Origin of the sequence: Saccharothrix sabaoui (genome assembly GCF_051756985.1) — a bacterium.
In the GTDB taxonomy this organism is placed as follows: Bacteria; Actinomycetota; Actinomycetes; order Mycobacteriales; family Pseudonocardiaceae; genus Actinosynnema.
On record NZ_JBPKJK010000013.1, the window covers coordinates 1 to 15,054 of the forward strand.

The window sequence follows — 15,054 nt, forward strand, 5'->3', positions numbered from 1 at the left end:
GCGCATCTACGCCATCCCCGTGCTGCTGGTGCTGACCGCGCTGGTCGTCCTGGACACGGCCGTGCCGACCGGGAGCGGCCCGGCGGCGGACCAGTCCGCGCAGGGTGCGCAGACGGGCGGCGCGTCGGCGGCGACCACCCCGGCGACGCCCGCGGCCAGTGAGAAGCCGCCCGCCCAGATCGACCTCAAGAACTTCCCGACCGCGGTGCTGCCGGACGGCCCGAACTTCTCCGCGCAGGGCGCCGGGACGTGGCAGGTCGTCCCCGGCGCCACGCAGCAGACGGGCAGCGGGCAGCTCTACCGGTACAACATCGCCATCGAGGACGGCGTCGAGGCGGCCGACTACGGCGGCGACCGCGAGGCTTTCGCGCGCACGGTGGACGCGTTCCTGGCCGACCCGCGCAGCTGGGTCGGCAACGGCCAGGTCGCGATGCAGCGGGTCGAGGGCGACGACGTCGACTTCACCATCAGCCTCACCACGACCAGCACCACGCACGCCATGTGCGGGTTCTCGATCCAGTTCGAGGCGTCGTGCTGGCACCCGCCGTCGGGGCGCGTGATCATCAACGCGGCCCGGTGGGTGCGCGGCGCGAAGGCGTTCGGCAACGACATCGGCGCCTACCGCACCTACGCCGTCAACCACGAGGTCGGGCACGCCCTGGGCAACGGGCACGAGGGCTGCGCGACCGACGGCGGCCCCGCCCCGGTGATGATGCAGCAGTCGTTCGGCGTGGCCAACGACTACGTCGCGCAGCTCAACTCGGTGACCGGCGGCGACCGCAACGCGGTGGCGGCCGACGGCAAGGTGTGCACGCCCAACCCGTTCCCGGTGGCCCCGTAGCGACCGGTCCCGGCGGCGCGTCCCGCGCCTTGGGACGACTTCCCATCCGGGAAGACGGACGGGCAGGCTGGTGTTGTCCCTCGGTAGAGGACATGTGTGGTCGAGGAGGACTGGAGATGGCGCTTCCGCCGCTCGTTGAGCCCGCTGCGGAGCTGACGAAGGAAGAGGTCGCGCGGTACAGCCGCCACCTGATCATCCCGGACGTCGGGGTCGACGGTCAGAAGCGGCTGAAGAACGCGAAGGTCCTGGTCGTCGGCGCGGGCGGCCTGGGCAGCCCGGCACTGCTCTACCTGGCGGCCGCGGGCGTGGGCACGCTCGGCGTCGTCGACTTCGACGTCGTCGACGAGTCGAACCTCCAGCGGCAGGTGATCCACGGCCAGTCGGACGTGGGCCGGCCGAAGGCGGAGTCGGCGCGCGACTCGGTCGCCGAGATCAACCCGTTCGTGAAGGTGGTGCTGCACCAGGTCCACCTGAACTCGGAGAACGCGCTCGACATCTTCCGCGACTACGACCTGATCCTGGACGGCACGGACAACTTCGCCACCCGGTACCTGGTCAACGACGCCGCCGTGCTGCTGGGCAAGCCGTACGTGTGGGGTTCGATCTTCCGGTTCGAGGGCCAGGTCAGCGTCTTCTGGGAGGACGCGCCGAACGGCCAGGGCCTGAACTACCGCGACCTCTACCCGGAGCCGCCGCCGCCCGGCATGGTGCCGTCGTGCGCGGAGGGCGGTGTCCTGGGCGTGCTGTGCGCGTCGATCGGCTCGATCATGGTGACCGAGGCGATCAAGCTGCTGACCGGCATCGGCGACCCGCTGCTGGGCCGGCTCATGGTGTACGACGCCCTGGAGATGTCCTACCGGACGATCAAGATCCGCAAGGACCCGGAGAGCGTCAAGATCACCGAGCTGATCGACTACGAGGCGTTCTGCGGCGTCGTGTCCGACGACGCGCAGCAGGCCGCGGCGGGCAACACCATCACGCCGCTGGAGCTGAAGCAGAAGCAGGACGCGGGCGAGGACTTCCTGCTCGTGGACGTCCGCGAGCCGCACGAGTACGAGATCGTGAAGATCCCGGGCTCGGTGCTCATCCCGAAGGACCGCATCCTGTCCGGCGAGGCGTTCGCCGAGCTGCCGCAGGACAAGCAGGTCGTGCTGCACTGCAAGTCGGGCGCCCGCTCGGCCGAGGCGCTGGCCGCGCTGCACCGGGCCGGCTTCAAGGACGCGGTGCACGTCGGCGGCGGCGTCCTGGCGTGGGCCCGTGAGGTCGACCCCTCGCTGCCCACCTACTGACCACCTCCGGAACGACGCCGGGGTCCGCCGCGAGCGGGCCCCGGCGTCGTGCTGTCGGCGGCCCGCCGGTTCGGGTCGAGGGCGACGTCGCGCCGGGTGATGCCGGTCACGTCGGTCGATCTCCCTACTGAGACCGCAATAATGCGGTTAGCCCGAATGCGCGGACACCACGCGTACGAGGTCCGAGGTCCACCAACCGGAGGCCCGGTGCAGGTAGCGTGCCGGCCGTGAACCCGTCGCCGTCACCGGAGCCGCCACCGTCGCACGTGCGCGCCGCGTTCGGCGCGCGCGACGCCGAACCGGAGCTGATCGACGGCGGACCGGTGTGGCGGTGCGGCGACGCGGCCATCCGCCCGGCGGGCAAGCCCGCCGAGGCCACCTGGGTCGCCAAGACCCTCGACGCCCTCGACGTGGACAACCTCCGCGTGGCCAGGCCCCTGCGCTCCACCGACGGCCGCTACGTCGTCGGCGGCTGGGCGGCGACCAAGTACCTGTCCGGTCAGGCCGAGCCGCGCCACGACGAGGTCGTCGAGGTCGCCGTGAAGCTGCACCAGGCCACCGCCGGGCTCACCAGGCCCCGGTTCCTCGACACGCGGACCGACCTGTTCGCCACCGCCGACCGCTGCGCGTGGGACGAGGAGAAGGCCGAACTGGACCCGGACCTCGGCGGCCGGCTGTTCGAGCTCTACGCCGCCCACCGCAAGCCGGTGACGGCGAAACCGCAGGTCGTGCACGGCGACCTGTTCGGCAACGTGCTGTTCGCGGGCGACGCGGCCCCGGCCATCATCGACTTCACCGCCTACTGGCGGCCGGGCTCCTACGGCGCCGCGGTCGTCGTGGTCGACGCGCTGGCCTGGGGCGGCGCGGACCACGGCATCCTCGGGCGGTGGGCGCACCTGGAGGAGTGGTCCCAGGTCGTGCTGCGGGCGCTGCTGTTCCGGCTCGCCGTGCACGCCCTGCACCCGCGCTCGGGCCGGCAGTCGCTGGCGGGCCTGGAGCGCGCCGCGTCCAGGGTCGCCGAACTGCTCTGAGCCCCGCGCCCGCGGCCCCGCGGCTGTGACCCGCGGCACTGTCGTGACGGCCGTGCTGCGACGACCTCACCCGCCCGGCGGGGGCGCTGAGCAGTCAAGTTCGCGTGGACGAAACATCACGCGGTCCGCCGTTAACAGCCCGTTCCTACCGTCGGCTGCGTGACCCCAACCGACTCCCCGAGCACGACCGCGTCCGGGACGGACACGCACTGCCCGTACTGCGCGCTCCAGTGCGCCATGTCCATCACGGACGGCGTGGTGTCGCCGCGGGAGTTCCCGACCAACCGCGGCGGGCTGTGCCAGAAGGGCTGGACGTCGGCCGAGCTGCTGACCTCGCCCGCCCGCCTGACCACGCCGCTGGTCCGCCGCGACGGCGAGCTGCGCCCGGCCGGCTGGGACGAGGCGCTCGACCTGGTCGCCGGGACACTGCGCCGGCTGCGGGAGGCCCACGGGCCGGACTCGGTGGGCGTCTTCGGCGGCGGCGGGCTCACCAACGAGAAGTCCTACCTGCTGGGCAAGTTCGCCCGGGTCGCCCTGGGCACCTCGCAGATCGACTACAACGGCCGGTTCTGCATGTCCAGCGCCGCCGCGGCGGGCACCAGGGCGTTCGGCCTGGACCGGGGGATGCCGTTCCCGGTCACCGACCTGGACCGGGCGGACGCCGTGCTGCTGGTCGGCGGCAACCCGGCGGAGACCATGCCGCCGTTCGTGCAGCACCTCAGGGGCGCCGAGCTGATCGTGGTCGACCCGCGCCGCACGGCCACCGCCGAGCTGGCCACGCTGCACCTCCAGCCCGCGCCCGGCACCGACCTGGCGCTCGCGCTGGGCCTGCTGCACACCGCCGTCGCCGACGGGTACCTCGACAAGGAGTACCTGGCGGAGCGCACCACGGGCTTCGACGAGGCGTGGCGCATCGCGGCGACGTGGTGGCCGGAACGGGTGGAGCGGGTCACCGGCGTGCCGGTGGCCGACCAGCGCGCCGCCGTGCGCATCCTGGCCGAGGCGGACAACGCCTTCGTGCTCACCGGCCGCGGCACCGAGCAGCACGCCAGCGGCTCGGACACCGTGTCGGCGTGGATCAACCTCGCCCTGTCCCTGGGGCTGCCCGGCCGGAAGTACTCCGGCTACGGCTGCCTCACCGGCCAGGGCAACGGCCAGGGCGGTCGCGAGCACGGCCAGAAGGCCGACCAGCTGCCCGGCTACCGCAAGATCACCGACCCCGCGGCCCGCGCGCACGTCATGGACGTGTGGGGCGTCGACGACCTGCCCGGCCCCGGCCGGTCGGCCTACGAGCTGCTCGACGCCCTCGGGCAGCCCGGCGGGCCCAAGGCGCTGCTGGTGTTCGGCAGCAACGTCATCGTCTCCGCGCCCCGCTCGCAGCACGTCGCCGACCGGCTCGCCGCCCTGGACCTGCTGGTCGTGGCCGACCTCGTGCTGTCCGAGACGGCCGCCGTCGCCGACGTCGTGCTGCCGGTCACGCAGTGGGCCGAGGAGAGCGGCACCATGACCAACCTCGAAGGCCGCGTGCTGCTGCGGCAGGTGGCGGTGGCCCCGCCCGAGGGGGTGCGCAGCGACCTCGACGTGCTCCAGGGCCTCGCCACCCGCCTCGGCCAGCCCGCCGACCGGTTCCCGACCGAACCCGAGGTGGTGTTCGAGGAGCTGCGCAGGGCGTCCGCGGGCGGCCCCGCCGACTACTCCGGCGTCACCTACCAGCGGCTGCGCGACGGCGAGGCGCTGCACTGGCCCGTGGTGCGCGACAGCACGCCCCGCGTGTTCCTCGACCGGTTCGCCCACCCCGACGGCCTGGCCCGGTTCGCCCCGGTCGAGCACCGGGGACCGGACGAGCCGCCGGACGCCGAGTACCCGCTCCAGGCCACCACGGGCCGGGTGCTCCAGCACTACCAGTCGGGCGCGCAGACCCGGCTGGTCGCCGAGCTGAACGCGGCCGAGCCCGAGGCGTACGTCGAGGTCCACCCGGACACCGCGACCCGCGCGGGCCTGGCGCACGGCGACCTCGCGGCCGTCGTGTCGCGGCGCGGCCGGACCGCGGCGCGGGTGCGCTGCGTGCCGTCCATGCGCATCGACGTGGTGTTCCTGCCCTTCCACTTCCCGGGCGAGGGTCGCGCCAACCTGCTGACCAACCCGGCGCTGGACCCGACCAGCCGGATGCCCGAGTTCAAGGTGTGCGCGGTCCGATTGGAGACGGTATGAGGAACGTTGTGGTGGTGGGCTACGGCATGGCCGGCGCCCGCCTGGCCGACGAGGTCCGCCGTCGCGACCCGAAGGGGGAGCGGGTCGCGCTGACCGTGCTGGGCGACGAGCGGCACCCGGCCTACAACCGGGTGCTGCTGTCCAGCGTGGTGGCGGGCTCCCTGACCCCGGACGCGGTCCGCCTGCACGGCCCCGACTGGGCCGCCGAGCACCACGTGGACCTGCGGCTCGGCGGGACCGTCACCAAGGTCGACCGCACCCGCCGCGTCGTGCACGTCGACGACACCGAGGTGCCCTACGACGCGCTGGTGCTGGCCACGGGCGCGCGCTCGTGGGTGCCGCCGACGCCCGGCCTGCTCGACGGCAACGGCGACCTCGCGCCCGGCGTGGTGGCGTTCCGCTCGCTGGACGACTGCGCGCGGATCGTGGAGAAGGCGTCGCCGGGCGCGCCGGTCGCCGTCCTCGGCGGCGGGCTGCTCGGCCTGGAGGCCGCCCGCGGCCTGGCCGGGCGCGGCTGCCTGGTGACCGTGGTGCACCCGGTCGGGCACCTGATGGAGCGCCAGCTCGACGCGGGCGCGGGCCGGGTGCTCGCCAAGACCCTCCAGGGCCTCGGCATCGAGTTCCGGCTCGGCTCGCTCGCCTCCCGGTACGTGCCGGGCGAGGGGCTGGAGCTGACCGACGGCACGCACGTCCCCGCCGACCTGGTCGTCGTCTCGGCGGGCGTGCGGGCGGAGACGGCGCTGGCCGAGCAGGCGGGCATCGACGTCGACCGGGGCGTCCTGGTGGACGACGCGCTGCGCACCAGCGACCCGCGCGTGCACGCCATCGGCGACTGCGCCCAGCACGTGGGCACGGTGTCCGGCCTGGTCCAGCCCGCGTGGGAGCAGGCAGCCGTGCTCGCCGACCGGCTCACCGGCGCCGCGCCCGCCGCCCGCTACTCCGGCACCACCGTCGTGACCAGGCTCAAGGCCCGCGACGTGGACCTCGCCGCGCTCGGCGACGTGCACGCGGAGGTCGACTCGCCCGACGACGAGGTGCTGTGCTTCCAGGACCCGGCGCGCGGCCGGTACGCCAAGCTGGTGCTGCGCGACGACCGGGTGACCGGCGCGATCGTGCTCGGCGCGCCGGACGCGGCGGCGGCCATCACCCAGCTCTACGACCGCGGCCTGCCCGCGCCCACCGACCGGCTGGCGCTGCTGCTGGGCCGGGCCCTGCCCGCGGGCGCGACCGAGGCGAGCCCCGCCGACCTGCCCGCGTCCGCCGTGGTGTGCCGCTGCAACACGGTCAGCAAGGCGCAGCTGGTCGGCGCGTGGCGCGCGGGCGCCACCTCGCTGTCGGCCATCGCCGACGCCACCCGGGCGAGCACCGGCTGCGGCGGCTGCAAGGACGCCGTGTGCGGCATCGTCGACTGGCTCGCGGCCTCACAGCCCCAGTCCGCGTGATGTGCGGGGGAGTTGCCGGCGGCGACACCTGCCCGCACGTCTCGGTAACCGGCCGTTCCTACCGTTGGTGCGCAACGGGAACCGCTGTCCGGGAGGTCCGATGAGCACGGTCGTGGAGACGAGGGGCGTTGCGCCGCGGGCGAAGCGCCGCGGTCGGTGGATCGAGGACTGGGAGCCGGAGGACCCGGCGTTCTGGGAGACCACCGGCAAGCGGGTCGCCCGCAAGAACCTCGTGTTCTCGATCCTGGCGGAGAACCTGGGCTTCACCGTGTGGAGCCTGATGTCCATCGTCGTGGTGAGCCTCGGCTCGATCGGCTTCGCGTTCAGCGTCGGCCAGGTGTTCTGGCTGCTGATCGTGCCGAACCTGGTCGGCGCGGTGCTGCGCATCCCGTACACGTTCGCCGTGCCGCGCTTCGGCGGTCGGGCGTGGACGACGATCAGCGCGGGCCTGCTGCTGGTGCCGTGCACGATGCTGGTGATCGCGGTCACCGACCCGGGCACGCCCTACTGGTTCTTCCTGCTCACCTCGGCCGCGATGGGCTTCGGCGGCGGCAACTTCTCGTCCTCCATGGCGAACATCTCGTTCTTCTACCCGGAGGGCAGGAAGGGCCTCGCGCTCGGCCTCAACGCCGCGGGCGGCAACCTGGGCGTGGCGATGGTGCAGCTCGTCGTGCCGATCGTCATCTCGATCGGCACGGGCGTGAACCTGGCCTACGCGGCGCTGTTCTGGATGCCGTTCATCGTGGTGGCCACCGCGTGCGCCTGGTTCTTCATGGACAGCCTCACCCAGGCCAAGCCGGACGGCACCTCCTACCGGCGGGCGCTGTCGAACAAGCACACCTGGGTGATGTCGTTCCTCTACATCGGCACGTTCGGCTCGTTCATCGGCTTCTCGTTCGCGTTCCCGTCGCTCATCAAGATCAGCTTCGTGGACCACAAGGGCTTCGTCGCGCTCGCCTTCATCGGGGCGCTCATCGGCTCGGTGAGCCGGCCGTTCGGCGGCTGGCTGTCCGACCGGTTCGGCGGCGCGCGGATCACCGTGGCCACGTTCTGCGGCCTCGCCGTCGGCACGGTCGGGCTGCTCGTCAGCATCGAGGTCGGCAGCTTCGCGCTCTTCTTCGGCTCGTTCATCGCCCTGTTCGTGCTGGCGGGCGTCGGCAACGGCTCGACCTACCGGATGATCCCGGCCATCTTCGCCACGCAGAGCGACGACGTGGCGTCCGCCAAGCGGCAGGCGGCGGCGGTGGTCGGCATCGCGGGCGCGATCGGCGCGTTCGGCGGGGTGCTCGTCAACCTGGTGTTCAAGTTCTCCCTGGAGGGCAGCAGGACGCTCGCCCCCGCGCTCACCGCGTTCCTGGTGTTCTACGGGCTGTGCGTGGCCACCACGTGGTGGTTCTACCTGCGGCGCCGCGTCTTCGTGCGCGTCCCGAGCCTCGCCCACGCGGGCGTGTGACGCACATGCCCGCCACGTGCGGCGTGAGTGTCCTTTAACACCTGCGAAACATTCGCGACCTTGGCACGACACGGTGCCCGGTGAGCATAACCGGGCAGGAGGAAGGGATTGGTCCCATGACGCGAACGCTCGTAGTAGTGGGTCACGGCATGGTCGGGCACCGCCTCGTGGAGGCCCTCCGCGAGAAGGACGCGACCGGCCAGTGGCGGGTCGTCGTGTTCGCCGAGGAGCCCCGTCCCGCCTACGACCGCGTCGCGCTGTCGTCCTACGTGGACGCCTGGGACGCCTCGGCGCTGGCGCTCGCCCCGCACGACGACGACGGGGTCGAGCTGGTCCTCGACGACCGGGTCGTGGAGCTGGACCGGGCCGCGAAGGCGGTCCGCACGGCGAGCGGCCGCACGCAGACCTACGACGCGCTGGTCCTGGCCACCGGCTCGGTGCCGTTCGTGCCGCCCGTCCCGGGCCGCGACCTGCCCGGCTGCCACGTCTACCGCACCATCGACGACCTGGACGCCATCCGCGCCACCGTCGAGGGCGCCCGGTCCAGCGGCCGGCACGCGGGCATGGTGCTCGGCGGCGGCCTGCTCGGCCTGGAGGCCGCCAACGCGCTGCGCGGCATGGGCGTCTCCCCGCACGTCGTCGAGCTGGGCCCGCGGCTGATGCCGCTGCAGGTCGACGAGGGCGGCGCGGGCCTGCTCAAGCGCCTGGTGGAGAAGCTCGACCTCACCGTGCACACCGGCACCTCGGCCTCCTCCATCGAGCGCGACCACCGCGACCGGCTCGTGGCGAAGCTGTCCAACGGCGTCGAGCTGGACCTCGACGTCGTCGTGTTCTCCGCGGGCATCCGGCCGCGCGACGAGCTGGCCCGCTCCTCCGGCCTGACCGTCGGCGAGCGCGGCGGGATCGTCGTGGACGGCGGCTGCCGCACCTCCGACCCGGACGTGTACGCGATCGGCGAGTGCGCCAACCTCGACGGGGTGGTGTACGGACTGGTGGCCCCGGGGTACTCCATGGCGGAGGTCGTCGCGGACCGGCTGCTCGGCGGCACCGCCGCGTTCCCCGGTGCGGACATGTCCACCAAGCTCAAGCTCCTCGGCGTGGACGTGGCCTCGTTCGGCGACGCGCACGCGAAGGAGGAGGGCGCCCTGGAGGTCGTGGTCAACGACGCCGTCGCGGGCACCTACGCCAAGGTCGTGGTGTCCGACGACGCCAAGACCCTGCTCGGGGGCATCCTCGTCGGCGACGCCTCCAAGTACCCGGTGCTGCGGCCCCTGGTCGGCCGCGCGCTGCCCGGCGACCCGGTGGCGCTGATCGGCCCGGAGGGCGGCGTCGAGCTGTCCCTGCCGCACGACGCGCAGGTGTGCTCCTGCCACGCGGTCACCAAGCAGCACATCGTGGACGCGGTGAACTCCGGCGACGCGGTCGACGTGCCGGGCATCAAGGCGTGCACCAAGGCGGGCACGGGCTGCGGCTCCTGCGTGCCGATGCTGAAGAAGCTGCTGGCCGAGTGCGGCGTCGAGCAGTCCAAGGCGCTGTGCGAGCACTTCGACCAGTCCCGCGCCGAGCTGTTCGAGGTCGTCCGGTCCACCGGCGTCACCACGTTCACCGAGCTGGTGGCCCGCTTCGGCCGGGGCCGCGGCTGCGACATCTGCAAGCCCGCCGTCGCCTCGATCCTCGCCTCGCTGGACAACGGGCACATCCTCGGCGGCGAGCAGGCCGCGCTCCAGGACACCAACGACCACTTCCTGGCCAACATCCAGCGCAACGGCACCTACTCGGTGGTGCCGCGCATCCCCGGCGGCGAGATCACCCCGGAGAAGCTCATCGTCATCGGCGAGGTCGCCCGCGACTTCGGCCTCTACACCAAGATCACCGGCGGCCAGCGGATCGACCTGTTCGGCGCGACCGTGGACCAGCTCCCGCAGATCTGGAAGCGGCTGGTGGACGCGGGCTTCGAGTCCGGCCACGCCTACGGCAAGTCGCTGCGCACGGTGAAGTCGTGCGTCGGCACCACGTGGTGCCGGTTCGGCGTGCAGGACTCGGTGGGGCTGGCCATCGAGCTGGAGCTGCGCTACCGGGGCCTGCGCTCGCCGCACAAGCTCAAGTCCGCCGTGTCCGGGTGCGCCCGCGAGTGCGCCGAGGCCCGCGGCAAGGACTTCGGCGTCATCGCCACCGAGAACGGCTGGAACCTGTACGTGGGCGGCAACGGCGGCTTCACCCCGCGCCACGCCGACCTCATCGCGTCCGACGTGGACACGGAGACGCTGATCAGGCTCATCGACCGGTTCCTGATGTTCTACATCCGCACCGCGGACCGGTTGCAGCGCACCTCGACGTGGATCGAGGGCCTGGAGGGCGGGCTCGACCACCTGCGGGCGGTCATCGTCGACGACAGCCTCGGCATCTGCGCCGACCTGGAGGCCGCGATGGCCAAGCACGTGGACAACTACGCGGACGAGTGGCGCGGCGTGCTGGAGGACCCGGAGAAGCTGTCCCGGTTCACCTCCTTCGTCAACGCGCCGGGCACGCCCGACCCCACGATCTCCTTCCGCGAGGAGCGCGGCCAGAAGGTGCCGGTCCTACTGGGAATCCCGGAGGTTGCACGATGACACCCGTGTGCGAGTTGAGCGTCCTGCTGCCCGATCGCGGGGTGGCCGCCCTGCTGCCGGACGGTTCGCAGGTGGCGGTGTTCCTCACCTCGGCGGGCACCGTGCACGCCCTGGGCAACATCGACCCGTTCAGCGGCGCGGCCGTGCTGTCGCGGGGCATCGTGGGCGACCGCGGCGGCGTGCCCGTCGTGGTGTCCCCGGTCTACAAGCAGGCGTTCGAGCTGAGCACCGGCAAGTGCCTCGACGACCCGTCCACGGGCGTGCCCGTGCACCCGGTGGTCGTGACCGACGGCGTCGTCCAGGTCGGGTCGCCGTGATCGCCGACCCGCTGGCCGGGTACACGGTCGGTGTGACCGCTGCCCGGCGGGCCGACGAGCTGGGCGCCCTGCTGGAGCGCAAGGGCGCCACCGTGCTGCACGGCCCGGCCATCCGGATCGTGCCGCTGCCCGACGACGCGGAGCTGCTCGCCGCCACCCGGACCGTGGTGGAGGAGCCGGTGGACATCGCCGTGGCGACCACCGGCATCGGCTTCCGCGGCTGGTTCGAGGCCGCCGAGGGCTGGGGCCTGGCCGCGCGGCTGCTGGGGACGCTGTCGAACGCCCGGGTCCTGCCGCGCGGCCCGAAGGCCAAGGGCGCGGTGCGCGCGGCGGGCCTGGTCGAGTCGTGGTCGCCGGACGGGGAGAGCAACGCCGAGCTGCTCGACCACCTGCTGCGCGGCGGCGTGGCGGGCAAGCGCATCGCGGTGCAGCTGCACGGCGAGCCGCTGCCCGACTTCACCTCCACCCTGCGCGAGGCGGGCGCCACCGTCGTCGAGGTCCCGGTCTACCGGTGGACCGGCCCGGCCGACCCGGGCCCGCTGGAGCGGCTGCTCGACGCGGTCCTCGCGGGCCAGGTCGACGCCCTGACCTTCACCAGCGCCCCCGCCGCGGCGTCCGTGCTGCGGACCGCCCGCGCCTCCGGCCGGTACGACGAGCTGGTCGCCCTGCTGCGCCGCGACGTGCTGGTCGTGGGCGTCGGCGCGATCACCGCCGGGCCGCTGGTGGCCGCCGGCGTGCCCGTCGTCCAGCCGGCCCGCGCCCGCATCGGCGCGCTGGCCCGCGAGCTGGTGCTGGCGCTGCCGGCCCGCGCGACCCGCCTGCGCATCGCGGGCCGGGACGTCGAGCTGCGCGGCCAGGCGGTCGTCGTGGACGGCGAGCTGCGGCCCGTGGCGCCCGCCCCGATGGCCGTGCTGCGCGCGCTGGCGGCGGCGCGGGGCGCGGTCGTGTCGCGGCGCGACCTGCTCGCCGCCCTGCCCGGCGGCGGCGAGGAGCACGCCGTGGAGACCGCCATCGGCCGGCTGCGCACCGCCCTCGGCGAACCGCGCATGGTCGCCACCGTCGTCAAGCGCGGCTACCGCCTCGCCATGGACCCCGCCGGAGTGGCCGTATGACCCTCGTCCTCGTCGCCCACGGCACGCGCGACCCCGCCGGGGCCGTGGTGGTGGAGGAGATCGCGTCGCTGGTGCGCGCCCGGCTGGGCGGGGTGCCGGTGCGGGTCGCCTACGCCGACGTGCGGCAACCCGACGTGACCTCGGTGCTGTCGTCCGTGCGGGGGCCGGCCGTCGTGGTCCCCGCGTTCCTCGCGGCCGGCTACCACGTGCGGGTGGACGTCCCGGCGCAGGTCGAGGCGTCCGGGCACCGCGACGCGGTGATCACCGACCCGATCGGGCCCGCGCTGGTCCCGGCCCTGCTGTCCCGCCTGCGCGAGGCCGGCTACCGGCCGGGGGACTCGGTCGTGCTCGCGGCGGCCGGGTCGTCGGACCCGCGGGCGCTGGCGGACGTGCGCGCCGTCGCCGACACCCTGGCGCGTCGGGTCGGGCCGGTGGTCGTCGGGTACGCCGCCACGGCCTCGCCGCGCGTCGCGGAGGTCGTGGCCCGCGCCCCGGGACGGGTCGCGGTGGCCTCCTGGCTGCTGGCGCCCGGCCTGTTCCACCGCGTCGTGGCGGAGTCCGGCGCGGACGTGGTCGCGGCCCCGATCGGCGCGCACCCGCGGGTCGTGGACGCCGTGCTGCTGCGCTACTACGAGGCCCGGTGCTTCCGGGGCGTGGCCTGACCCACCACCCGCCCGACCCGCCCGATCCGTCCCGACCCGCCCGATCCCGCCCCGCTACCCGCGTTCCGCGCGGGAGAAGAAGTACCAGGTGGCGATCAGCGCGGCGACCTGCGTCGCGGTGAACGGCAGCACGAGCAGCCCGGAGTACCAGTCGTCCGCGACGAGCGCGAGCAGCACGTGCAGCACGGCGGGCACGCCGACGAGCAGCACCCGCACCGGGATCGACCACCGCCGGGAGACGCCGACCAGCACCGCGCCCGCCAGGTGGCCGAAGGGCACCAGCACCGCGCCGACCAGCAGCAGCGCCAGGCCCAGGACGTCGAGGACGCGCAGCGGCTCGCGGGCGTCGTCCGCCTCGGCGCGCCGGGCGTTCTCGGGCACCTCCTCCACCGCCGTGGCCACGACCTCGCCCGGCGCGCCGAGCTCGTCCAGCACGGCGTCGACGTCGTCGTCCGAGGCGTCCTCCGGCAGGGTGGCCTCGATGTGCGAGCGGACCGCCTCGTCCAGTTCGGCGCGGCGCGCCTCGGGCAGCACCGCGGCCTCCTCCCGCAGGGCGGTCAGGTAAGCGGCGACCAACGGGTGTTCCACGACCGGGCTGTTCACGGGACGGCCCCCCTTCCTGTCCATGATCCTGGTGGGCCAGGTACCCGCGAACCAACTCGGTATCACCCCGCCGTCCCGCCCTCCGGAATAGTTGAGATCTCAACTAGGTTCTACGGGACGAGCCACCGCACCGGGTGGCCGGCCCGAAGGAGGCAGCCGTGCCCGCCGTCACCGCCGACACCCTCACCCTTCCCCGCCTCCCCCGACTGCCCGAGGCCACCACCGCGTGGCGTCCGGTGAAGCAGGTCGTCCAGGCGCGCACGTCGCTGGAGGGCGAGGGCTTCCAGGTCCGCCGCCCCTTCCCGGGCGTCGACCTCGCGCTCGCCGACCCGTTCCTGCTCCTCGACCACATGGGCGCCGTCGAGTACGGCCCCGGCGAGGCCAAGGGCGCGCCGTGGCACCCGCACCGCGGGTTCGAGACCGTCACCTACGTCATCGACGGCGCCTTCGAGCACAAGGACTCCGCGGGCGGCGGTGGGCTGATCACCAACGGCGGCACGCAGTGGATGACGGCCGGGTCCGGCGTCCTGCACTCGGAGCTGCCGCCGCAGGAACTGGTCGCCAAGGGCGGCCTGTTCCACGGCGTGCAGCTGTGGGTCAACCTGCCGAAGGCCGAGAAGTGGACCGCGCCGCGCTACCAGGACATCAAGCCCACCGACGCGGCGCTGCTCTCCAGCGACGACGGCGGCGCGCTGGTCCGCGTCATCGCCGGTGACGTCGCGGGCTTCCGCGGCCCCGGCTCCACCCGCACGCCGATCACCTACCTGCACGCCACGCTCGGCGCCGGCGCGCGCCTGCGGCTCCCGTGGCCGGAGGAGTTCAACGCCATGGTCTACGTGCTCAACGGGCGCGGCACCGTCGGGCGCGAGCAGCGGCCGCTGGAGGAGGGGCAGCTCGCGGTGCTCGACCGCGGGCAGGCGATCACCCTGCGCGCGGGCACCGACCAGGACGTGCTGGTCCTGGGCGGGCTGCCGCTGAACGAGCCCGTCGCGCGCTACGGCCCGTTCGTGATGAACACGCGCGCCGAGATCATCGAGGCCATCGAGGACTTCCAGGCCGGGCGGCTCGGCGGGACCCAGGTCCCGCACGTCACCGCGGCGGACACCAGGCTCGACGAGGAGGAGAAGTGATCCGGGAACTGCTGCACAAGGGGCGGGTGTTCCTCGCCGCGGGCGACCCGAGCGGCGCCGCCCGCTACCTCGCGGAGGCCGCCGAGCACGCCCCGACCGACCGCACCGTGCTGACCGAGCTGGCGCTGGCGCACTTCCGGTCCGCCGCGCTGGGCAGGGCCGAGGCGGTCCTGACCAGGCTCGTCGAGCTGGACCCGGCGGACGGCTACGCCCGGCTGCTGCTCGGCCGCACGCTGAGCAGGCAGAGCCGGCACGCCGAGGCGCTGCCGCAGCTCAAGCTCGCGGCCGCGCTGACGCGGGACCCCGGGGTGCGCGACGAGGTGGCCCGCGTCCAGGCGCGCGTCACCCCGTGAG

At 73.8% G+C, this 15,054-nt stretch carries 13 protein-coding genes; 12 read left to right on the forward strand and 1 reads right to left on the reverse strand.

The window, feature by feature from the left end:
- The 10 genes from ACR807_RS06205 to ACR807_RS06250 form a co-directional block, all read left to right on the forward strand.
- Nucleotides 1–841 (forward strand): DUF3152 domain-containing protein (locus tag ACR807_RS06205; RefSeq protein ID WP_438920237.1); only part of this gene is annotated, 841 nt, incomplete at its 5' end.
- A gap of 116 nt (nucleotides 842–957) precedes the next feature.
- Nucleotides 958–2,130, forward strand: coding sequence for an adenylyltransferase/sulfurtransferase MoeZ (gene moeZ, locus ACR807_RS06210; protein ID WP_438920238.1), 1,173 nt, complete (start codon nucleotides 958–960; stop codon nucleotides 2,128–2,130).
- Nucleotides 2,131–2,357: 227 nt separating this feature from the next.
- On the forward strand, nucleotides 2,358–3,161 hold the full coding sequence (locus ACR807_RS06215; protein WP_438920239.1) for a TIGR02569 family protein: 804 nt from the start codon (nucleotides 2,358–2,360) through the stop codon (nucleotides 3,159–3,161).
- A 237-nt stretch (nucleotides 3,162–3,398) separates the two neighbouring features.
- Nucleotides 3,399–5,372: a molybdopterin oxidoreductase family protein gene (locus tag ACR807_RS06220; protein ID WP_438920308.1), complete on the forward strand. Its 1,974-nt coding sequence runs from the start codon at nucleotides 3,399–3,401 to the stop codon at nucleotides 5,370–5,372.
- Nucleotides 5,369–6,814, forward strand: a complete 1,446-nt coding sequence (locus ACR807_RS06225; protein ID WP_438920240.1) for an FAD-dependent oxidoreductase — start codon at nucleotides 5,369–5,371, stop codon at nucleotides 6,812–6,814. Before ACR807_RS06220 ends, ACR807_RS06225 begins: the two co-directional genes overlap by 4 nt.
- Before the next feature lie 100 nt (nucleotides 6,815–6,914).
- A complete protein-coding gene (locus tag ACR807_RS06230) occupies nucleotides 6,915–8,267 on the forward strand; it encodes an MFS transporter (protein WP_438920241.1) in 1,353 nt (450 codons plus the stop codon).
- A 116-nt stretch (nucleotides 8,268–8,383) separates the two neighbouring features.
- Nucleotides 8,384–10,876, forward strand: coding sequence for a nitrite reductase large subunit NirB (gene nirB, locus ACR807_RS06235; protein WP_438920242.1), 2,493 nt, complete (start codon nucleotides 8,384–8,386; stop codon nucleotides 10,874–10,876).
- Nucleotides 10,873–11,193 carry a nitrite reductase small subunit NirD gene (gene nirD, locus ACR807_RS06240; RefSeq protein ID WP_438920243.1) on the forward strand — a complete coding sequence of 107 codons (321 nt, stop codon included), beginning with the start codon at nucleotides 10,873–10,875 and terminating at the stop codon, nucleotides 11,191–11,193. Before nirB ends, nirD begins: the two co-directional genes overlap by 4 nt.
- A complete protein-coding gene (locus ACR807_RS06245; protein ID WP_438920244.1) occupies nucleotides 11,190–12,305 on the forward strand; it encodes a uroporphyrinogen-III synthase in 1,116 nt (371 codons plus the stop codon). Before nirD ends, ACR807_RS06245 begins: the two co-directional genes overlap by 4 nt.
- Nucleotides 12,302–12,967, forward strand: coding sequence for a sirohydrochlorin chelatase (locus ACR807_RS06250; RefSeq protein ID WP_438920245.1), 666 nt, complete (start codon nucleotides 12,302–12,304; stop codon nucleotides 12,965–12,967). The genes ACR807_RS06245 and ACR807_RS06250 overlap by 4 nt, the downstream gene beginning before the upstream one ends.
- A 54-nt stretch (nucleotides 12,968–13,021) precedes the next feature.
- On the opposite strand, the gene ACR807_RS06255 is transcribed toward ACR807_RS06250, so the two are convergent.
- On the reverse strand, nucleotides 13,022–13,555 hold the full coding sequence (locus tag ACR807_RS06255; RefSeq protein ID WP_438920246.1) for an HAAS signaling domain-containing protein: 534 nt from the start codon (nucleotides 13,553–13,555) through the stop codon (nucleotides 13,022–13,024).
- 173 nt (nucleotides 13,556–13,728) lie between these two features.
- On the opposite strand from ACR807_RS06255, the gene ACR807_RS06260 reads away from it, so the two are divergent.
- Nucleotides 13,729–14,700, forward strand: coding sequence for a pirin family protein (locus ACR807_RS06260; RefSeq protein ID WP_438920247.1), 972 nt, complete (start codon nucleotides 13,729–13,731; stop codon nucleotides 14,698–14,700).
- Nucleotides 14,697–15,053, forward strand: a complete 357-nt coding sequence (locus ACR807_RS06265) for a tetratricopeptide repeat protein (protein WP_438920248.1) — start codon at nucleotides 14,697–14,699, stop codon at nucleotides 15,051–15,053. The genes ACR807_RS06260 and ACR807_RS06265 overlap by 4 nt, the downstream gene beginning before the upstream one ends.
- The last annotated feature ends 1 nt before the right edge of the window (nucleotide 15,054 follow it).